19 protein-coding genes are annotated in these 18646 nt (G+C 60.5%); 11 read left to right on the top strand and 8 right to left on the bottom strand.

Annotated elements, in window-relative coordinates; all coding sequences use genetic code 11:
* Nucleotides 1–29 precede the first annotated feature (29 nt).
* From ABVK50_RS15330 to ABVK50_RS15280, 11 genes are all read left to right on the top strand, one after another.
* Nucleotides 30–995: a hypothetical protein gene (locus ABVK50_RS15330; RefSeq protein WP_353645776.1), complete on the top strand. Its 966-nt coding sequence runs from the start codon at nucleotides 30–32 to the stop codon at nucleotides 993–995.
* Nucleotides 996–8072 carry a phage tail protein gene (locus ABVK50_RS15325; RefSeq protein WP_353640747.1) on the top strand — a complete coding sequence of 2359 codons (7077 nt, stop codon included), beginning with the start codon at nucleotides 996–998 and terminating at the stop codon, nucleotides 8070–8072.
* Nucleotides 8069–8575 carry a hypothetical protein gene (locus ABVK50_RS15320; protein ID WP_353640748.1) on the top strand — a complete coding sequence of 169 codons (507 nt, stop codon included), beginning with the start codon at nucleotides 8069–8071 and terminating at the stop codon, nucleotides 8573–8575. The genes ABVK50_RS15325 and ABVK50_RS15320 overlap by 4 nt, the downstream gene beginning before the upstream one ends.
* A 76-nt stretch (nucleotides 8576–8651) precedes the next feature.
* The gene (locus ABVK50_RS15315) at nucleotides 8652–9008 is read left to right on the top strand and encodes a hypothetical protein (protein WP_353640749.1); all 357 of its coding nucleotides are present in this window, start codon (nucleotides 8652–8654) and stop codon (nucleotides 9006–9008) included.
* A complete protein-coding gene (locus ABVK50_RS15310; RefSeq protein ID WP_353640750.1) occupies nucleotides 9005–9181 on the top strand; it encodes a hypothetical protein in 177 nt (58 codons plus the stop codon). The genes ABVK50_RS15315 and ABVK50_RS15310 overlap by 4 nt, the downstream gene beginning before the upstream one ends.
* Before the next feature lie 61 nt (nucleotides 9182–9242).
* Nucleotides 9243–9605: a hypothetical protein gene (locus tag ABVK50_RS15305; RefSeq protein ID WP_353640751.1), complete on the top strand. Its 363-nt coding sequence runs from the start codon at nucleotides 9243–9245 to the stop codon at nucleotides 9603–9605.
* Between the two features lie 47 nt (nucleotides 9606–9652).
* Nucleotides 9653–10621 carry an N-acetylmuramidase domain-containing protein gene (locus tag ABVK50_RS15300; protein ID WP_353640752.1) on the top strand — a complete coding sequence of 323 codons (969 nt, stop codon included), beginning with the start codon at nucleotides 9653–9655 and terminating at the stop codon, nucleotides 10619–10621.
* Nucleotides 10622–10634: 13 nt separating this feature from the next.
* Nucleotides 10635–10847: a hypothetical protein gene (locus tag ABVK50_RS15295; RefSeq protein ID WP_353640753.1), complete on the top strand. Its 213-nt coding sequence runs from the start codon at nucleotides 10635–10637 to the stop codon at nucleotides 10845–10847.
* Complete coding sequence (locus ABVK50_RS15290; protein WP_353640754.1) at nucleotides 10847–11101, top strand: hypothetical protein; 255 nt, start codon at nucleotides 10847–10849, stop codon at nucleotides 11099–11101. The genes ABVK50_RS15295 and ABVK50_RS15290 overlap by 1 nt, the downstream gene beginning before the upstream one ends.
* A complete protein-coding gene (locus tag ABVK50_RS15285; RefSeq protein WP_353640755.1) occupies nucleotides 11034–11429 on the top strand; it encodes a hypothetical protein in 396 nt (131 codons plus the stop codon). The genes ABVK50_RS15290 and ABVK50_RS15285 overlap by 68 nt, the downstream gene beginning before the upstream one ends.
* A 12-nt stretch (nucleotides 11430–11441) precedes the next feature.
* Entirely contained in the window at nucleotides 11442–11741 is a 300-nt protein-coding gene (locus ABVK50_RS15280) for a hypothetical protein (RefSeq protein ID WP_353640756.1), read from the top strand.
* Between the two features lie 66 nt (nucleotides 11742–11807).
* Here ABVK50_RS15280 and ABVK50_RS15275 read toward each other — a convergent pair whose 3' ends face one another.
* The 8 genes from ABVK50_RS15275 to ABVK50_RS15240 all read right to left on the bottom strand — a co-directional run bounded on the left by ABVK50_RS15275 (nucleotide 11808) and on the right by ABVK50_RS15240 (nucleotide 18636).
* Nucleotides 11808–14225: a ribonucleoside-diphosphate reductase gene (locus ABVK50_RS15275; protein WP_353640757.1), complete on the bottom strand. Its 2418-nt coding sequence runs from the start codon at nucleotides 14223–14225 to the stop codon at nucleotides 11808–11810.
* Between the two features lie 85 nt (nucleotides 14226–14310).
* Nucleotides 14311–14865 (bottom strand): hypothetical protein, encoded by a 555-nt coding sequence (locus tag ABVK50_RS15270; RefSeq protein ID WP_353640758.1) that lies wholly within the window; start codon nucleotides 14863–14865, stop codon nucleotides 14311–14313.
* On the bottom strand, nucleotides 14862–15056 hold the full coding sequence (locus tag ABVK50_RS15265) for a hypothetical protein (protein ID WP_353640759.1): 195 nt from the start codon (nucleotides 15054–15056) through the stop codon (nucleotides 14862–14864). Before ABVK50_RS15265 ends, ABVK50_RS15270 begins: the two co-directional genes overlap by 4 nt.
* On the bottom strand, nucleotides 15049–15570 hold the full coding sequence (locus ABVK50_RS15260; RefSeq protein WP_353640760.1) for a dATP/dGTP diphosphohydrolase domain-containing protein: 522 nt from the start codon (nucleotides 15568–15570) through the stop codon (nucleotides 15049–15051). The genes ABVK50_RS15265 and ABVK50_RS15260 overlap by 8 nt, the downstream gene beginning before the upstream one ends.
* Nucleotides 15570–16091, bottom strand: a complete 522-nt coding sequence (locus ABVK50_RS15255) for a hypothetical protein (protein ID WP_353640761.1) — start codon at nucleotides 16089–16091, stop codon at nucleotides 15570–15572. Before ABVK50_RS15255 ends, ABVK50_RS15260 begins: the two co-directional genes overlap by 1 nt.
* Nucleotides 16084–16473, bottom strand: coding sequence for a helix-turn-helix domain-containing protein (locus ABVK50_RS15250; protein WP_353640762.1), 390 nt, complete (start codon nucleotides 16471–16473; stop codon nucleotides 16084–16086). Before ABVK50_RS15250 ends, ABVK50_RS15255 begins: the two co-directional genes overlap by 8 nt.
* Entirely contained in the window at nucleotides 16442–18454 is a 2013-nt protein-coding gene (locus ABVK50_RS15245; protein ID WP_353640763.1) for an AAA family ATPase, read from the bottom strand. Before ABVK50_RS15245 ends, ABVK50_RS15250 begins: the two co-directional genes overlap by 32 nt.
* Nucleotides 18439–18636 (bottom strand): hypothetical protein, encoded by a 198-nt coding sequence (locus ABVK50_RS15240; protein WP_353640764.1) that lies wholly within the window; start codon nucleotides 18634–18636, stop codon nucleotides 18439–18441. The genes ABVK50_RS15245 and ABVK50_RS15240 overlap by 16 nt, the downstream gene beginning before the upstream one ends.
* Nucleotides 18637–18646 lie beyond the last annotated feature (10 nt).

Below are 18646 nucleotides of genomic sequence, written 5' to 3'. Positions count from 1 at the left end.
TCCGTCCAGCGGAGCGCCTTCTGCGCTCTATGGGTTTCGATATTTCCGAGCGCACCCTGCGCCGTCTCCTGGCCGGTCTGCCGGCCGAGATCGACACCGACGAGCCCTTCACGGTCGACAACGGGCCGGAGCTGGACATTGAGGACCTGATCCGCCGCCGTGCCAAGGTCTTCGAGAAGAAGAACCAGGCGCGGATGCACGACAAGCTGATCCCGGTTCGCGTGAACCTCGACGGCCCGGTCGGCCTCGGCTTCTTTGGTGACCCTCACGTCGACAGCGACGGCTGCAATATCGAACTGCTGATGCGCCACACCGACATCTTCGATGGTCGGAACGAGGGCCTCTTCGCGGCCTGCCTTGGCGACATGTGGAACAACTGGTCCGGCCGGCTGGCACGCCTCTGGGCCGATCAGACGACCGACGCCGTCGAGGCCCGCGCGCTCGTCAAGCACTTCCTCGAAAAAGTCCGCTGGATGTTCATCATCTACGGCAACCACGACCTGTGGTCGAACCAGTCGCGGATACTCGAAGAGATGCTGGCCGGCAATGTGGGCGCTGCCCGCGACTGGCGTGCTCGTGTCGGCCTCCGCTTCCCGAACGACCGCGTGGCCAAGATTTACGCCACCCACGGCTTCCCCGGCAACTCGCAGTACCTGAAGAACTTCGGTGCCGTGAAGAAGGCCCTCTTCGACGGCAACCACGACATCTACGTCGGTGGTCACATTCACTCGGCCGGCTACACGCTGGGGGCACACCCCGGCGCCGAGCGGGCGTTCCACGCGGTCCAGGTCGGCACCTACAAGGAGATCGACAGCTTCGGGGACACCATCGGTGCGGAGAACCTCAATCTCTACACCTGCCCGGTCGCGCTGATCGATCCATACGCGCGCTCGCCTCTGAACTTCATCCGCTGGGAGTTCGACCCTGAACAGGCCGTCGATCGTCTCGCCTGGATGCGCAAGCGCTGGTCGCAGAACCTTTCGAGCGAGGGATAAATGAAGCCTTTTGCCGGCAACTTTGGCGGTGGGGACGCTCCGGAAAATACTCCGGACACCTACTACAGCAGCGACATCATTGAGGTCATCCTTGGCCTCACTGAAGGCCCGATCAAGGGTCTGAAGAGTGGCACGGCAAAAAACTTCTACGTCGGCGAGACCCCGCTGCTCAACTCGAACGGCAGCGAAAACTTCACCGACTTCACCCTCAACATCCACAAAGGCTCGAGCACTGGTGAGCTGATCGTCCCACGCCTGGGCGGGCAGAGCACCAGCGTTACGGTCAACACCTCGCTCTCGCAGGATATCGCTGTCATCCGCCAGGGGACGCAGCTGGATATCGACTGGGTGGAACTCCGCTTCGTCATCAACGCATTGTTTCGAGGTACCGACGAGGGACAGCGCTCCAAGGAGCTCAAGATCCAGGTCGAGTACAAGCCCTCGGACCAGAGCGAGTGGCTCCCTGGCATCCTCTACTCCCAGAAGGGAACCACGACCGAGGAGACCCCCAACTCCCTGACGATCATCCATAGCGGCGACATCAAGGCAGTGACCACCGCTGCCCGCCAGCAGGTGCTTTACGATCAGACTGCCGAGCCAGTTCCGACCGAAGACGAGAGATCTCTCGCGGACGTCTATGGTCACCGTGTCTGGTGGCTCGATGATAATGGCGCTCTCCGCTTCTACTCGAACGCGGACTTCTTTTCGCCCGACAATCTTACGAGCGAGGCGGTTGGCACCGGCCGCGTGAACATCACGTTCGAGGACGCGAACTACATCGCCCTGATCGACCCCACCCGTGCAATCCCGGAACGCAGGTTCTTCCACTGGGCGACCGGCACTCCGACTGGGGCGGTGCTGGGCGACCTTTGGTACAACAATGCGGTCCTCCGCTGGTTCAACGGTGCGTCCTGGGTCACCACACTGTCCCCCACCGGCACCTACGATCCGACCGCGGGGCACAACGTTATCTCCTCGGACGGCGTCCTGCGCATGAACGAGAAGATCACATCTAACGCCGTGAAAGAGGTGAAGATCAAGGTTCCGCGGATCGGTGTCCCGTACGATATCCGCGTTACCAAGCTCACGCACGACACCGAGGATACCGAGGACGACCGAACGGATGTGACGTTCGAGTCGTTCCAGGAGATCAAAGCGGAACCGATGCTGTTCCCCAACCTGGCTGTGGCACACCTCCTTGGCCGCGCCACGGACCAGTTCTCCTCGGTGCCTCAATTCTCAGGCGTCTACGAAGGCTTGCTGGTCAAGGTGCCGTCGAACTACGACCCGGTTGCCCGCACCTATGACGGCGCCTGGGATGGCACCTGGAAGATCGCCTACACCAACAACCCGGCCTACGTCGGCAACGACCTGGTCATGAACGACCGCTACGGCATGAACTCGACCTATCCGGTCGAGCTCGAACCGACTGACGTCTACGAAGCCGGCGTGTGGTGTGACCTGGAGCGTGGCGACAGTGGTAAGCCTCTGTTCACCTTCAACCAGCTGATCCAGGAACCGCAGACGGCGCGTGAGCTCGCCACTTACATCTTCGGCATCTTTGGTGGCCGCTTCTTCGACGATGGCAACGGCTACGCTCGGCTGCGCATCGACAACGATACACCGGCCGTCCACCTGTTCGCCAAGGAGAACATCAAAGAGGGCGTCTTCAAATACTCCTACACGGAGATGGAAGGGCGCAAGAACGACTATACCGTGTCGTTCAAGAACCCCGCTCTCTTCTACAAAGAGGATCGCCGTCGCGTCCGGTCCCAGGAGATGATCGACGCCTATGGCCGCGCGCCCGACGAGTTCATTGCAGTTGGCTGTAACAACGCCGATGAGGCTATCTTCCGCGCTACGGTCAAGCTGATCTCCGACCAGACCGAGGTTGAGACGGTCACGTTCGAGACCGCGCGCGAGGGTCTGTATCTCGAACCCTACGACATCATCCTGGTCAGCGACGACGCAATGGATGACGTGACCACTGGGCGTATCGTCGGCACCAGCGGTTCCGACACCCTCCTGTTACGTGATTTCGTCTACCTCGAAGCCGGCTTCGACCATGAGGTCGTGATCAACCGCGAGGGCTTCGAGCTTGCCACGTTCGAGATCGACCCAACGTCGGTCGGCGTGTCGACCAAGACTCTCAAGATCGTCGGCGTGTTGCCAACCGATCTTCCAGACCAGGCGGTGTTCTCCATCGGCCTGGACGCCAAGCCGTACCGCGTCCTGGGCATCGCTCCCGGCGAGGGCAAGGACAGCGAAGAGAGCGTCATCATCACGGGGCTCGAGGTCAATCGGACGAAGTACGCCGAAGCCGCTGGTCAGGCCGAAGCGGTCCAGGTCGAGATCCCGGAATTTAGCACCAATCTCTCGGCGGTGGCGAATGCTCGTCTCACGCCTAGCACCGAGGTTCGTCTTGGTCGGTCGGTCCAGAACCTGCTCCTGACTTACGACGCGCACCCGAACAAGTTCGTGCGCAGCTACACGATTGCATCCCGCTTCAACGACGACCCGTGGCGGTATCACGGCGATGTGCGGACCACCCGGTTCGAGCTCGCCGACGTCCTACAGGGCCGATACATCTTCAGCATCCAGGCCAATTCGATGATGGGGCAGCGTTCGGCGATCACCTATGTCGACATTGATCTGTCTGGCGAGGTCCGCGAGGTGGCTCCGGTCACCAACCTGGTGTTGGTCAACGAGATTGGAGTTGATGGAAGCAACCACCTCTTCGAAGAGAGGGATGCCCATCTGCAGTGGAACAAGGGCGAGCCCAACCCCGCCCAAGCTTCTTACCGTGTCGAGATCTACGATAGCGGTGAGGAGCTTCTCCGGTCGGAGTTCGTCGTCGAGCCGAAGTTCACCTACACCGGCCCGCAGATGTTCGCTGACGGCGCCACCCGTCAGATGAAGGTCAGGGTTACCGCCTTCGACCTTTTTGGCAACTCCTCCGAGCCGGCGATCCTCTTAATCAAGAACCCGGCGCCTGCAGCCCCTGCGGTGTCGGCCGAGAATGGTTTTGGCAGCGTCCAGTTCAATTGGCCGACTGATAACGTAGCGGACTACGCAGGCTCGCTCGTGTGGATCTCCCCCACCTCCGGCATCGATCCGACCTCCCGGCCGGCTGACTACGAGCTCGTGGGCAACCAAGTCGTGGTGCCCCTGTCACCTGACACCGGCCGGTACGCCCGCGTGGCGCTGTTCGATACCATGGGCAAGCAGGAGCTGAACTACAGCGCCGAGGTGTACGCCGAGGCGTACTTGGTTGTCGACGTCGAGGCACCGGCCACCCCGACCGGCCTGGTGCTGTCGTCGGTCATCACCGATGGCGTCTGCAAGCTGACGGCGACCTGTAACGCCAACACCGAGGCCGACCTCGCCGGCTACATCTTCGAGATCAAGGAAGGCGCCGGCAACTACGTCGGCTTCCCGACCAACGAGGCTCGATACGAGTGGACCGTCAAGGCTGGCGTTGCTTACACGGTTACCGTCCTGGCGTTCGATCAAGCTCAGAATAAGTCCAACCGTACGGCGGAAGTCGCCCACACGGCGGCGCTCGACACAGTCCCACCGGCCACCCCGACTGGTCTGAATGCTCTCGGTGGCTTCGAGGTCATCTGGCTCAAACTCAACCGCAACGGCGAAGCGGACTTCTCGCACTACGAGATCTATCAGCACACGGCCTCAACACCAGAACCAGATGCCGGCACCGTCGCGACCTACACCTCGCGCTCGGAAAACAACCCGATCAGTGGCTTCACGGGCGTCCAGCAACTCTGGTTCTGGGTCCGCGCCGTCGACACCTCTGGAAACAAGAGCGCCTGGTCGGCGAGTGTCGAGGGCACGACCGTCGACATCGATACAGACATCACGACTGAAGACCTCGCCGGCCTGATCGACGCGACTTCGTTCGCAGCCGGCCTCTACGCGCCTGGTGTGGGCGCCACCTTGCCGGCTACACCATTCACCGACACCACACCCAAGACCTTTTACCTGACCACCGACCAAAAGATCTACGAGCAGAAGGCCGATGGATCAGGCTGGATCGTCAGCAGCGACGTTTCGCTTATCGTCGGCCAGATCAAGACCGGTCAGATCGAGGTTGGCGCTGTCGGCGCGGACCAGATCGCGTCCAACGCGGTGCTCACGAAGCACCTGCTGATCGGCAACATGAATAACCTGGTAACGAACTCGCAGTTCATTACCGGGGACTTGAGTGATTGGAGCGAATACTACAATCCAGACGGCATCACCGTCGAGGACGCAGGAGCGGCTGGTGTTCCCGCCAGTGCTCCTGCTCGAAAGGTCGTAAAATACGTCCCAAGTTCTACCCTAAATACCGCTGTCTTCTCGAACGGTGGCGCGCATAATGACCCTGATGCCGGCATTCTCGTCACTCCAGGAGAGAAATACTACTTCGCGATAGATTACGCGGAGGATGCTGGCTCGGTCAACTTCTTCCGCATGTACGCCTATTATAGGAATGTTGACGGAACCTATTCGAGCCAACTAGAATATCTCCCAGCATCTACATCTTGGATTAGGCACGGAGTGACATTTACTGTCCCGGTCGGCGCCTACAAGATGCACATGTATCTTATCGCTGTCACCGGGAGCTCCGGCAATCGGTATTGGTGCAATCCGACCGTCAACCGCGTCTCTGGAACCGTCCTGATCGAAGACGGCGCGATCACCGCCGAGAAGGTCACGACCGGCGAGCTGATCACGCTCTCGGCGCAGATCAAGGACGCGATCATCAAGAACGCGCATATCAGCGATCTTTCCGCCGAGAAACTAATTGCCGGCAGTGCGCTTGCCAACACGATCACCGTTGACGGTCGTTCAATCGGCTCGGTCGCGAAGTCGGATATTCTGTTCGACGACGTTTCGCAGGACTGGACGCTAGGGAGCGGCTACGGCTCGGGCAGCTATAGCACAGACGCGGTCGCAACCGGCACCCGGCGTCTTTTGCAGAACGCCGATGGTTACCGTTACTGGTATTGCCCCAACAGGGTAGCCTTTGACCCCTCGAAGCTTTACCGGGTCACGTTCCGTATTAAGCGCATTGGCGGTGATGACACCGGGACCGTATACGCCGGCCTTCGTGGCTTCAACGCCGCGGGAACGTCCGTCGCCACTGGCTGGAGCGTCCTTAGCGCCAAGGCACAGTCGTCGATCGCCAGTGCTACATGGACGGAGTTCGTCGGCTACGTAAAGGGTGTAGCCACCGCGCAGCAGTCGGGCCTCGGAACTATCGCTACCCCGAAGGCTATGATCGACACCACGCGGTTCATCGAGCCCGTCATCCTATTCAACTACAACCTAACCTCGGGCGGCTGCTCGATGGCGCTCGACAGTGTGAAGATCGAGGTCGTCACCGAGGAGGCGGCCGAACTCGTCAACGCCGGCAGCACCAAGATCGACCCCGGCATGATCACGATCTCCGGTGGGACGACGCTTGCCAGCTGGCGGCACGGCACCGATCAGACCAAGATCGACGGTGGTAATATCTACGCCAACTCGATCACCGCCAACTCGCTGAATATCGGCCAGCGGGGCATCGAGATCATGCAGCTCGAGTTCGAGCATAACAAGCCCTCGACCAACCAGCTCTCCTGGACGGCCGGCACGATCACCTACATCAACGATGCTAACGCTTCGGCCTTCTCGTCAATCACCGCTGGTTCCGTCACCCATACCGGCCCAACTGTTTACATCTACTGGGCCAAGGGCGCGACCACGCTCTCGACCACCACGGTTCAGGCAACGGCACAGGGTGCGAACAACGTCATTCTGGCGATCTACCGCGGTGGCACCGATCTCACCGCCAACTACGGTCGGACGATCATCGACGGCTCCGGCATCAAGGCCAATACCGTCGACACGCTGCAGCTGAAGGCCAACGCGGTCGACGCCACGATTATCAAGGCCGACGCCGTCGAGGGTTATCATATCAAGGCGAACTCGATCACCGCCCGTGAAATGGTGCTGACGAACTTCACCAACCTGATCCCGAACGGCAACTTTGGTACGGGCGACCTGTCCAGCTGGCGCGGATGGGCCACGCCGACCGCGATTACGGTTCCGGCCAGCACCAGCTGGCCTGCCAAACACGCTTGTCTGCTGAACAACAATGCATCAGACGTGTCGATCTTCTCGCACGGCGACTACCGCGATGATGCGGCTGGCATCCCGGTGAGCGCCGGAGAGCAGTATCTTCTTGGGGCGGACTTCTGGGTCAATTCTTCAACCACCTGCTATCTCTACGCCTACTTCAAGAAGAACGATGCCACCTATACCAGTATTTCCTATGCGATCCCTGTTGCCGGCTCCTGGAACAGGCGCACGCTGGCGCTCACCGTCCCGGCTGGCTGCGTGAAGATGCACATGTATGTCCGTCGTACGGGCGGCGGCACGGGGCATATGTATTTCACCAACGCCTTCATCAACCGGCGCATGGATGCGGAACTGGTCGTTGATGGCGCGATCACGGCCAATCATATCACCGTCACCAACCTGGCCGCGATCAGCGCCACTCTCGGCGCCGTCAACATCAGTGCGGCGATCATCGGCACGCTCCAGGTGCAGACCGCGAACATCGCTAACCTGGCCGTCGACACCATCAAGGTGAAAGACGGGGCAATCACCAGCATCGCCACGGCATTCACCGCCGCTGCTGTCAACTGCCCTGAAGGCGCTGAAAGGATACTCCAGACCCTCGCCATATCGGTCAACAACTCAAACAGTAAGGTGAGCGTCAACTTCTCGTGTAACTTGGTTGCGACCACCGATAACCTGTTCAAATACACCGACGCCAATAGTAGTAGTATTTGTGATCTCCGGCTCTACAGGGACAACGTGCTCGTTCACACTGTTAGGATTTGGCAGTTCCTCTACATGTCGGACAATGGCTTCGTCTCGGTCCATGTCGGCAACACAGCATTTATCTTGGACTACACGGATACGGCGGTCGCGGCGGGTTCGCGAACTTACCAGGTCCGGGCTTATTACGATCAACGAAACTTTGACATCGAGAACAGAATGCTTCGAGTTATGGACGTGAAGAAATGAGCGAAGAACTCCCACCGCCGCCTCTCAACGATCAGCCGACCGAGGAAACTCCTGTCGAGGAGCCAATCGAGGAAACCCCTGTCGAGGAAGGACCGATCGTCCCCGACGTGGTGATCGTGCCCTACACCGTGTTTGATCTAGCAACGGGCGAAATTCTTCGCTCTGGCCTCTGCCAGTCAGACGTCGTGGATTTGCAGGCCACCGACCCACTTACCCAGGGTGTTCTTGCCGAGGCTTCGGACGATATCATTCATTACGTCCTGGCCGGCGTGAAGACCCTCCGGCCGGCGTTCTCCATAAGCAAGACCGAGATCGCGGCCGACGATATCGACGAGGCTGTCATAGCCGGCCTGCCGGACCCGGTGGAGGTCGCGATTGACAGCGTCACTCATACGATCGAAGGCGGAACGCTGACCCTTAGCTCGCCGATGCCTGCCACCTATATGGTCAAGATTAACCATTGGCCGTATCTACCCTTCACCGCTCAAATCACTGCGCTGTGAAGCCCCACTCCAAAGGAGGTCTACACCTATGCGCATTAGCCTGAATAAAGATCTAGGACCTCTAAGGCTGGCTGCGATGCAGCGAATTGATGCGTCGGCCGGCGAGGTCCGCAAGAACTTCATCACTTCTGTTCCAGGCCAGGAGATGGTCTACCAGCAGAAGCGCGTCGAGGCGGAAGCGCTCATGGCGCAACTCGACATTGCGCATAGTGAAATTCCGCACATCGTGGCTGAGGCCGAGCTCAACGGCATCGAACCGTATGACCAGGCGGTGATCATCATCACCATGTCGGAGCAGTGGAAAGATGTTTCGGCGCCGATCGAGAAGATGCGGCTGGGAGCTAAGGCCGCTGTAACCGCAGCCACCACACCGGCCGAGATCGAGGCGGCTGCAAATGTCGACTGGGGTCCAATCCTGGCGTACGCATCATGAAACGGAACAAGGGCATCATAGCCTACGGCACCGAGGAGGACCGCGCCAAGCTCGCGGTCCTCGCCGACCTGACAGGCAAAACAGCGTCCGACTGGATCGTCAAAGAGATCCGAAAACAATACGCTGCAGCCTTCGGTGAAACCCCTCCAGAGTGCATCACAACGCAGCGCTGAACACCAGCATTCCCTTGCGTCTTTTCCTATATGTCGGAGAAGGTAAAGTTTGGGAAAGTCCATGGAAAAAGGCGTCGTCATCAACGGTCGCACTATCGGAATAGCCGTTGGCCTGGTGGCCTTGATGTCGGCCACGTTCGGCGGTGTCGCCTATGTGGTCAGGCAGGATTTCCGCACCACCCAGATCCAGACGGACCACGGTGAGTTCCGAACCAAGGTCGAGAACGATTTCATCGCTCTGCGTGTGGAGATGCGCCACGCCGACGATGCACTAGCCCTGGCCCAGAAAGAGTCTGATCGGCGTACCGAGCAGAGCTACGAGAAGATCCTGCAGAAGTTCGACGCACTTACGGCCGAGGTAACAAAGCTGACAATCGCGCTCGGCAACGTCCAATACAAACAGGACAATGGTGCTGCAAAGTGATGCACACCCAGTGAGCTTTCTGAAAATAGCAGCCCCATCTAAGGGGCATGATAAATTTCCACGGAATTAACACCAACCGCCTATCCCTCGTCGACTACCGGCTCTGCGCCGGCCAGTACAATGTCGAGACGGCGCTCGTTCAAGCGGTCGTGAAAGTGGAGGCTGGCACAGCCGGCTTCTGGAACTCCGGCGAGATCAAGCTCCTCTACGAGGGGCACATCGCGTACAAGGAGACGTCCGGCGCGCTCCGCGCAAAGCTGGTCAAGGCCGGCCTCGCCTGGAAGAACTGGGGTGACAAGGCCTACGGCAAGGCGACCCAGTCACGCGACCGTCTCCGCAAGGCGATCGAGATTGCCGGCGACCGCGCCTATCGCTGGGCCTCCTATGGTCTGGGCCAGATCATGGGCTTCAATGCGGAGCTCTGCGGCTACGTGTCGGCCAAGGCGATGTTCGACAAGTTCCTGAAGGGCGAACCGCACCAGCTCGACGGCATGATGCGCTTCATCAAGGCGAGCAACCTCCTGGCCCCGATGCGGGCCAAGGACTGGCACAAGTTCGCCCGCGGCTACAACGGTTCTGGCTACACCAAGCACAGCTACCACATCCGCCTGGAGCAGGCGTACGCCAGCTTCGCGAAGGGCCAGCCTGTCGATGCATGGGCTGACGGCATCCTGACGATCGGTGACAAGGGCGAGGCCGTTGAGGTCCTGCAGCGCCAGCTCGTGGCGCTCGGCGCCGACATCGAGATCGACGGCGCGTTCGGCCGGGGCACTGCCCAGGCTGTGATCGAGGTCCAGAAGAAGCTCGGCCTGAAGGCCGATGGTATCGTCGGATCTAAGACCAACGAGGCGCTAACCGGGGTGGAAGTTGAGGAGCCAGCTCCTCTCCAGGCGCCTGTAGAAGAGGTGTCGGCCATAACCAATCCGGTCAATCCCGGGCCATTTGTGGTCGGCACCGGCCTGGCTGGTGGCGTCGGTTTCATCATCTGGAAGATCGTCGAAGCCATCTTTCTCTAGGAGCGACATAGCCATGTGGAAACGCATCAAGAAATTCTTCAAGGACAGCGAGACGATCTTCTTCGCTCGGCTCCAGGTGTTCATCGGCGTCGTTGCCGTGATCATCACCTACGTCCAGCCTGAAGTCCTGGCGCCGATCCTACCTGGTGGGTGGGCACCGTACGCCGTCGTGGCGCACGGCTTCGCCCTGGAGTACCTCCGGCGTCGGCGCGCGGAAGATCTCTAATGCTCGGCGCGATCTCCCGGCTGATTGCAGCCATGATCCCGGGCGCGCTGTACATCGAGTCGATCTCGGGACGGGCTCACCGCTCCGACTGGCGCGTGAGCCGGCTGATCGACAAGTTCCTTGGCGACAACCATTGCCGGCAAGAGTTCGAATGGGAGAAACTGGTTCGTGAACTGGCTATTGCAATTGATCGGCATCGACCCGGTAGGGAAGATCATCAACGGGATCAACAAGTGGCAGCAGATCAAAGCTGACGCCAAGAATGATGCCGACCGCATCCGTGCCGACGTCGAGATCAAGCGGCTCGAGACTTCCCTGGAGACCCTCAAGGAGAACGCCGGGGTTATCAAGAAGGCGATGGACTTCAAGGTCTTCTGGATACCCTGGCTGATGGCCGCGGTTCCGGTCGCCGCCTGGTTCGCATGGGGGATGGCTGACTCGATCGCCAACGGCGCGCTGCCAGACGTTGCAGAGCTCCCGCCCCAGCTCAAGGAATACGCCGACGTCGTGTGGCAGAACATCTTCTTCACGGGCGTGGCCGGCGTGGGCATCCAGACCCTTGGCAAAGTCCTGAAGCGTTGATATCTGGGGAGCATGAAAAAGCTCCTACTCGCCATCACCGCCGTCGTCCTGGTCGCAGGCACAGGTATCGTCTTCGGCTTTAAGAAGTCCGGTCCCAGCCAGGAGGAGATCGCGGCCGGCATTGGCCACACCTGGAACGTCCAGAGGGTCGTGCAGTCAGCGATGGTAGACGGCGAGTTCTGGGTCGAGCTGGCCTGGAAGGACGCCACCAAGGCCAACCAGGCGGCGACAGAGATGTGCTCCCTCTTCCCGGTCGCCACCATCGTCTGGGAGCCGGTCCCTGGTCACCCTCGTTCCATAAACTGCAAATGAAAAAGGGCTCCGAGAGGAGCCCTTATTCGCATTCGCGTATAAAGCGTAACTATACGCGAGCGCGTATCATTTGTTGAAGTCGACCGGGCAGGCCCCGCCCGCGCAGTCAATGTGGACCTTGTCCACATCCTCGGCCATCTGATCAGCGATCGAGGCGACGATCACCTCGTAGCGCTCCTTGGTCAGAGGCTCTTCCGGCTGGTACTCGTAGCTCAACGTCTCGACCTGGGGCAGGACCGACACGGCGCGCACCGTGTTGATGTTCAGATCCATCACCTTCGAATACTGCTCGAAGGAAACCTTCTTCGGGTCGTACTTGAGGGTGTAGGAGACCTGATTGCCGTGCTCACGGCCGATCCAGAACGTCTCCAGGAGGCGAAGCCAGCGGAACTGCTCCTCGGGCGTCGCCTCACCGGCCGTGACGACGTCTCCCATGGTGCAGATCACCGGAGCGGTCGGGAAACCGACGATCGTCGTGCCCTTGTAGCTCTTCAGCTCACGCACCGGGTAGCCCTTGGACCGGTAGTCGTCCAGCAGCGGGTCGTCCGAGCGGAACTGGACCCAGCGGAGATACTCGCGCAGGGCAGGGAGGTGAGCGCCCTCGGTGAGGCCGAACAGCTTGCTGGTCGTACCAGCTGGTTTGATCGTCCGGCGCGTGTGAGGGGCAACAACGCCGAGCTCGGCCGAATACTGCTCGGCCTCGACGTCGACGATATTGGCCAGGTGCTTCATGCGCAACCAGAACCGCAAGGCCTTCTCGGTGGGCGCGGGCATGCGCTCGCCGTTGGCGTCGGTCATGTACTCGTGCGGGTCGAAGGCGATCAGGTCGCGGAAGGATAGGCCGTAGCGGTCGAAGGCCCACTCCAGGATGCCGGTCAGGGACACGCCGATACGATTGGTCCGCTTCACCTCGGTCTCGTAGATTGAGGGCATCAGGTTTGTGCGGATCAGAGCACGGGTGATCTGGCGGACAGCCAGCTCCTCGTCGTGCGCGTCCTTGGCGTGGAAGAGAGCCAGGTCGCCGATCACGCAGAAGGCACCCAGAATGAAGAGCACGATCTCACCGCAAGGGTTGACGATGAACTGATAGGAATGGGCCAGGACGCGCTCGGCGAGTTCGATCTGCATCCGCTGGAAGTACGAGCTGGTCTGGTACTTGGCCGAGCCGGCGAAGGGCTGGAGGAGGTAGCGATCGAGGCCCTCCTTGTTCACGTTCAGCTTGGAGACGTTAAGGAAGCCCGTCTCGCCGGTCAGATCGTGATACTGACGGCGCTTCATCGCCTCGTTGAGATCCCAGGCCCATGCCTGGAGGTCCGTCAGGGGCATGCCGAGCCTGCGACTCTGCCTGGCCACCCGGAGACATTCATAGAACTCGTCGTCGACCGCGACCGAGTTGTTGGACGACCACAGGAACGACGGACGGTAGGTGTCGTCGCCAGCCAGCTCGTCGACCTTGTCCCAAGGCTGGCCGCGGTATTCGAGCGGACGCTTCAGGTCGATGAAATCGAAGATGCCCTTGTCTTTCCAGAACTTGGTCGCGATGCGCGCAGCGCGCCGTGCTCCACCGACGAGGACGCACTCGGCCAGATAGTGGTCGGCGAATATCGCTGCTTTCCACGGGGCCATGCTGGAGCCACGCAGGCGGGCGACGTTGGTGATCGCGCCCATGAGCGGTCCAGGACCAGAGGCCGGCCGGTTCTGCATGCCCTTGATCGGAGAGCCGGCGCCACGGACGTCGGAGAAGTCGAGGATGATGACGTGGTCGGTCAGGCCGCGGTGGGTCGCTTCCTCGATCACCTCGATCGCTTTGGCCCAGCCCTCACGGCTGTCGTCCACGCGGTGGTAGATGACTTCGTCATCGCGGTAGAGGTGGCGGGCCTCGCGGGGCGTCATGTAGCCAGTGATCAGGCCGGACAGGACGTCCGCGTGGCTGTCAGAGATCGTGCAGACGACCTTCGGCTGCTTGGTCCAGTCGACGGTGATCAGATCGTCGTCGTAGGACGAGCCGACGCCAGAGCCGGACAGGAGAAGCTTGAAGGTGAGGGAGCGGAACATCGCCGTGGAGCAGTTGGTGAAGACCTCCATCGGGCGGTCTTTCTGGCGAATGTCGCCGTGCTGCAGATGCCGGCCAGAGAGCAGAATGGTGCCCTCGGCAATGTGGTAGCGGAGGTCTTCCAGGTCAAAGCAGTTGGGATCGAGAGACGTGTTGCCCTCGGCCACGCGGAGGGCGACATCGGCCCAGCGCTCACGGCGCGTCTCGGGATCGCGGCCCATGAACTTGATGGTCGTGTCGTCGGTCAGTTTAAGGAGGGGGAATGTGAGGTTCAGCGCGGACCACCAGATGCGGTAGCGGGGGTCATTTGGGTTGAGGCGCACCTCTGTTGTGCCGGCCCATTCGAGCTTGGCTTGTTCGGTAAGAATGAGACGGGCGACGGTGCGTTCGGCAACGCCTTGACCCATCCCCGGGAAGAAATCTCGGGACATAAAAAACCTCTCAATTCGCTAGGAATTGAGAGGTAGGTCTTCTTAAACTTGATTGTCAGTGATGCAATCTGCTTCCCCTAGAGTATCACCACTTTTTTCCGCCAGCCGCCTTTCGGTGTTCGGCGGTGTGGTCCTTGCGGACCTTGTTAAACGCGGTCTTTTCTCCGTACGCGCCGTCCAGATCGTAGCCCCACTTGCGGGCGTATGCCTCGATGTAGTCCAACGTTTCGCCGATCATCAATGCGACCAATTCGGGGTCCGAGTCGTGATCGCAGTGAAGGTAGATGTCCTGGACGTTGTTGCAGATGCGCAGCAGAGCCTCGCCCTTGTTCTCCGGCAGCTCGATGTAGTCGGTGTAACCAGTCTGGTAGACGCTGAGATCGTAGCCGAAGCCACCGGCGAAGTCGGCGAGACGGATTACACCGTCGACCAGCTCCACCTCCGCACCAGGGCGGTGAGGCAGCTTGTCGTCCATCAGGCCCTTGCGCTCGGCCTCCATCGCCTCGGCGATCTCGGAGATGACCAGCATGAGGAGCTCGCCCTTGTTGCGAACAAGGCGCTCGCCTGTTTCCAGATCGGTCCACCACTTCGTGTTGTTGGCATGACACTCGGCCGCGAGTTCGTTGTAGGTCTTCTTCATTCTGAAATCTGCCTTCTGATGATTGCTGCTACGACGACCGCGGTCCAGACACCGGCCAAGGCGCACAGGCCTTCAAACCACTGGTTCTGGAGGGGAAAGGTCGTGAGGATGATCGCTCGCCAGAAGAAGTATCCGGCGAAGGCGAACGCTGGCACGGTGGCCAGCGACACGAAGATGAGGAGGTCACGCACTGAGCTGATCCGTCCTTATGTTTCCATCGACAATGAGAGTGCGCTCACGCTCCTTCTGCTTCTCCTTGAGCCGTTCGACCCAATGCTCGGCGGCGTGAAGAAGATCGGCCTCCACTTGCGACTTCCAGCGGTTGTCGATCAGCGTCCCGTGGACCTGGGCGTCGATCAGGATCGTGCAGCAGGCCATGACGGCGCCGAGATTGGAGACCAGCGTGTCGCGGGTGATCTCCTCGCCGACCTTCCAGAGCTGAAGGTGGCGGATCGCGGCCTCGACATAGGTCATGGCCTCGACGGGGTTTTCACGCCAGTTGAGAGGGGTGTACTTCAGCTTGCCGTCGTACAGCGCCTCCAGGAGCGCCAGCAGGGCTGACAGCGGGATGTATCCGAGCGGTGGCTTCTTGTCGCCGAAGGCCTGCTTCGGGTTGGTCGGCTTCTTCCGGCTGAAGTTGCACAGCTCATTGCTGCAAGTGCCGGTGGCCTTGCTGTACGAGCAATTCTGGTGGATGCAGTCCATTAGATGAGGCCCTCCACCAGCATTGCGCCGCGTAGCTCGACCTCGCACCGGCCTTCCGACCAGAACTCGATCTCGACGCCGCCCAGCGGTTCCCAGAACTTGGCGTCCCACGGCTCGGGGAAGACCTGGAGCATCTCGTCCGCGCAGATGCGACGGTCGTATTGCTCGAGTTCTTCCATGTGCTCCCATGGCTCTTCCTTGGCGGCGAAGATCACCTTGAGCATGGCCTTTTCCATGTCGCTGTAGCCGTTGATGGCGCGCTTGATCGGGTGCGGGAGGTCCAGCATGCCGAAGCCTTCGGAGCAGTCGTGGAGCAGAGCGGCCCTGCGCAGATGCGCCGGCACCTTCTGGTAGAGTTTCACGACATGCTCGGCGACCCGGTAGGTCCGGATCGTCTGGCCGGAATAGCGGGGCAGACGGCAGAGCGCCCTGATGGCGACGGGAAGATCAACGTTCTCGGGTTTGAAGTCGAGCGGGTTGACCAGCTTCATGTTGTAGAGAAGGATTGATGGATCAGACATGGAAGAACCTCCGCGGATTAGTGGGATTTCGGCGGGGGATCAGGTATTGGACGACCCACCCTTGATCGATGGATTGGGTCATCTCGTGTGTGCCACGATCAAACTTGCGGCGAGCGTCCGTCAGGACGTCGGCGAACTCGTCACCCCACTCGTGACCGCAGCGCTTGATAGCGATCACGAACGGGCGAACGTGTTCACGTCCAAGTTCTTTGATGTCTGTGGGGCGGGGGCAGGGGGCCGGTAGTGTGGCCGTCGCTTTGGGACCGTACTTGGTCACCAGCGAGTGGTAGGGTAGTCCGAGGCGACGGGCGACCATTGATAGGTTGCCGCCCGTCTCCTTGATGGTTTCTTCAATCAGATTGTCTATCGATGCTCTTTTCATTTTCCTCAAGCTCAATGTAGTAATCGGCTTGAGGGTATTTGTGACTGACCAACAGGATCTGCGAGATGCGATTTGCCAGATACTCTAGGGTAAGAGCAGTATTGTGGGCGCGATCGTCGTCCATTGATGCGTCGATCTCGTCTCCTAGAAAGACAGAGAACTGATTATTGGTCAGAACCTGCCCCAATCCTAGACGCAGAGCCAGGTTGGCCACTGCCTTGCCAGAGCCCGACAGGGTGTTGATCGGCTGATTATCGACGACGATGTTGAACTCGTCGTCCACCTCGATCACGTTGCGCTTCCCACCGGTCATCTTTGACAGGTAGTGGCTCGCCACCTTGTTCAGCGACGGGATCAGGTGTTGTTTTACCAGCCTGCGGAGGATGGTGAGGGCTTCCTTGCCTTTCCTGTAGCCTTCCTCCTCCAGCTTCCGCTTCTCGATCTCTTCCAGGCGCGTCTCGTAAATCCCCAGCTGGCTGGTGTAGGTCGAGAGGCGGTCCTCGTAGATCCGAGCTTCCTGGTACTTCTGCTCCAGGACGTTCAGCATCGTCGGGACGGACATCAACTCGCCGGCCCGTTTCTCGTCGATCGCATGGTTAGTCTCCTGCTCCTGCCACTCGGACAGGCGTTGCTCGTAGGATGCGAGGGCATGGTCGTAGGCCAGGCGGTCTCGCCAGAGAGCGTTGAGCGTCTTGCTGTCGGCTGACGCCGGCTCGACGGCTTCCAGCTCCGGCCGCTTGGCCTGTGCTGCCTTGGCAACCTGCATCTGCGCCAGCTGCTGGCGCGTGTAGAGAGGCTTGGGCGTATCCTTCACGCGCTCCCACTCGTCACGGACCTTCTCGAACGCCTGCAGCTGGCGCCTGGCGACATCGATGTTGCCCATGTCCGGCTTGGAGGGGCGCTCCTTGCCCTCCAGCTCAGCCGTGAGGCTGTCCACCTGGGACTTTACCGCATCGATCCTAGCCTTCTCCATTGGCCAGGAGTGGGTGCATTCGGGACAGGTGTGTTGCCCGACAGCGACAAGGTCGTGCCACTGCTTGACCAAGTGGTCGAGCTTCTCGAACTTCCGGACCAGTTCCAGGTCGGCATCAGCCTTGGCGATCACCTCGGCCGTCATGACCGGAAGATCCCGTTTGAGACGCTCGCGCAGCTCCCAGTCGTCCACGTTGATCTCGTCAGGATCGACCTCCGGGGGCGCAGGGAGCGCCTTGAGCTGCCGCTGGGCGTCTTCGTACCGACGAGCCTTCTCAACGAGCTCCTCCAGCTCCTCTGCAGCCGTATCAGTCGGGGCAACCGGTTTGTTCGGCTTGTCCTTGCGGGCCAGGGAGAGTCGGCCCTTGACCCGGTGCAGCTCGTCACGGAGCTCACGCAGGCGGAACAGCTCTGGCTCCATGTCAGCACTGGGTTCGTAGCCCTCCGGCTTCGCAGGCTCCTGGGGCTTGACCAGGCCGTCTTCCATGCCGCCGATTGCAGAGGCGAGGGTCGAGGCCTCGCCGGCGCACCACTTGGCGATCTCGTCGATCACCGACAGGCCGATCACAGAGTCGACCATGGCCTTGCGCTCGGTCGGCTTCATGCTGCCGAGCTTCTCGATGTCGCCCTGGTTGGCAACGCAGGCCGTGTCGAAGACCTGGAGGCCGAAGCCCAGGAGCTCGACCACCTTGTTGTTCACACCCTTGACGCCGTTGGCGATCTCCGTGTCGCCCCGGAATATCTTGGCCGTGTTCGACGTGCGCTTCGTGCGGTACGTCTCTCCGCGGATCGCGAACTCCAGCTCGACCTTCAGGTTCTTGTAGTCGACAAGGTCGCCCCGTAGGGCGGCGGTGCCGAACAGCGAGAAGCGGATCATTTCCAGGATGACGGACTTGCCGGCCTCGTTCGGGCCAGTGATGGCGCCGAAACCCTTCTGGAATGAAAAATCCCCCGACAGGTGGCGACCCGTCGAGGGAAAGGTGACTTCGTATTTCAGTTTGGCCAGCATTGGCACTTTCCTTGTTCTCTTGCTTTGATGACGGCGCTCACGACGACTTCACGCAAGTTGGCAGCGAAGTAGCGGGCGATGTCGCGGAACGGGGCTTCCCCCACGCCGGCCACCCGCTTGAGCTCCTGGATCATGCTGATCTCCGGAGGATTGAGGCCTTCGGTGGTGAGCCACTCGTCCATGGCCTTCTGC

Origin of the sequence: Mesorhizobium sp. WSM2240 (genome assembly GCF_040438645.1) — a bacterium.
GTDB lineage: Bacteria > Pseudomonadota > Alphaproteobacteria > Rhizobiales > Rhizobiaceae > Allomesorhizobium.
This window is presented reverse-complemented; position numbering and strand designations above follow the sequence as displayed.

Excerpts from the sequence above, each read along its gene's own strand:
- ABVK50_RS15330 (WP_353645776.1), top strand. The coding sequence starts at position 30 with ATGGGTTTCGATATTTCCGAGCGCACCCTGCGCCGTCTCCTGGCCGGT.
- ABVK50_RS15325 (WP_353640747.1), top strand. The coding sequence starts at position 996 with ATGAAGCCTTTTGCCGGCAACTTTGGCGGTGGGGACGCTCCGGAAAAT.
- ABVK50_RS15320 (WP_353640748.1), top strand. The coding sequence starts at position 8,069 with ATGAGCGAAGAACTCCCACCGCCGCCTCTCAACGATCAGCCGACCGAG.
- ABVK50_RS15315 (WP_353640749.1), top strand. The coding sequence starts at position 8,652 with ATGCAGCGAATTGATGCGTCGGCCGGCGAGGTCCGCAAGAACTTCATC.
- ABVK50_RS15310 (WP_353640750.1), top strand. The coding sequence starts at position 9,005 with ATGAAACGGAACAAGGGCATCATAGCCTACGGCACCGAGGAGGACCGC.
- ABVK50_RS15305 (WP_353640751.1), top strand. The coding sequence starts at position 9,243 with ATGGAAAAAGGCGTCGTCATCAACGGTCGCACTATCGGAATAGCCGTT.
- ABVK50_RS15300 (WP_353640752.1), top strand. The coding sequence starts at position 9,653 with ATGATAAATTTCCACGGAATTAACACCAACCGCCTATCCCTCGTCGAC.
- ABVK50_RS15295 (WP_353640753.1), top strand. The coding sequence starts at position 10,635 with ATGTGGAAACGCATCAAGAAATTCTTCAAGGACAGCGAGACGATCTTC.
- ABVK50_RS15290 (WP_353640754.1), top strand. The coding sequence starts at position 10,847 with ATGCTCGGCGCGATCTCCCGGCTGATTGCAGCCATGATCCCGGGCGCG.
- ABVK50_RS15280 (WP_353640756.1), top strand. The coding sequence starts at position 11,442 with ATGAAAAAGCTCCTACTCGCCATCACCGCCGTCGTCCTGGTCGCAGGC.
- ABVK50_RS15275 (WP_353640757.1), bottom strand. The coding sequence starts at position 14,225 with ATGTCCCGAGATTTCTTCCCGGGGATGGGTCAAGGCGTTGCCGAACGC.
- ABVK50_RS15270 (WP_353640758.1), bottom strand. The coding sequence starts at position 14,865 with ATGAAGAAGACCTACAACGAACTCGCGGCCGAGTGTCATGCCAACAAC.
- ABVK50_RS15260 (WP_353640760.1), bottom strand. The coding sequence starts at position 15,570 with ATGGACTGCATCCACCAGAATTGCTCGTACAGCAAGGCCACCGGCACT.
- ABVK50_RS15255 (WP_353640761.1), bottom strand. The coding sequence starts at position 16,091 with ATGTCTGATCCATCAATCCTTCTCTACAACATGAAGCTGGTCAACCCG.
- ABVK50_RS15250 (WP_353640762.1), bottom strand. The coding sequence starts at position 16,473 with ATGAAAAGAGCATCGATAGACAATCTGATTGAAGAAACCATCAAGGAG.
- ABVK50_RS15245 (WP_353640763.1), bottom strand. The coding sequence starts at position 18,454 with ATGCTGGCCAAACTGAAATACGAAGTCACCTTTCCCTCGACGGGTCGC.
- ABVK50_RS15240 (WP_353640764.1), bottom strand. The coding sequence starts at position 18,636 with ATGGACGAGTGGCTCACCACCGAAGGCCTCAATCCTCCGGAGATCAGC.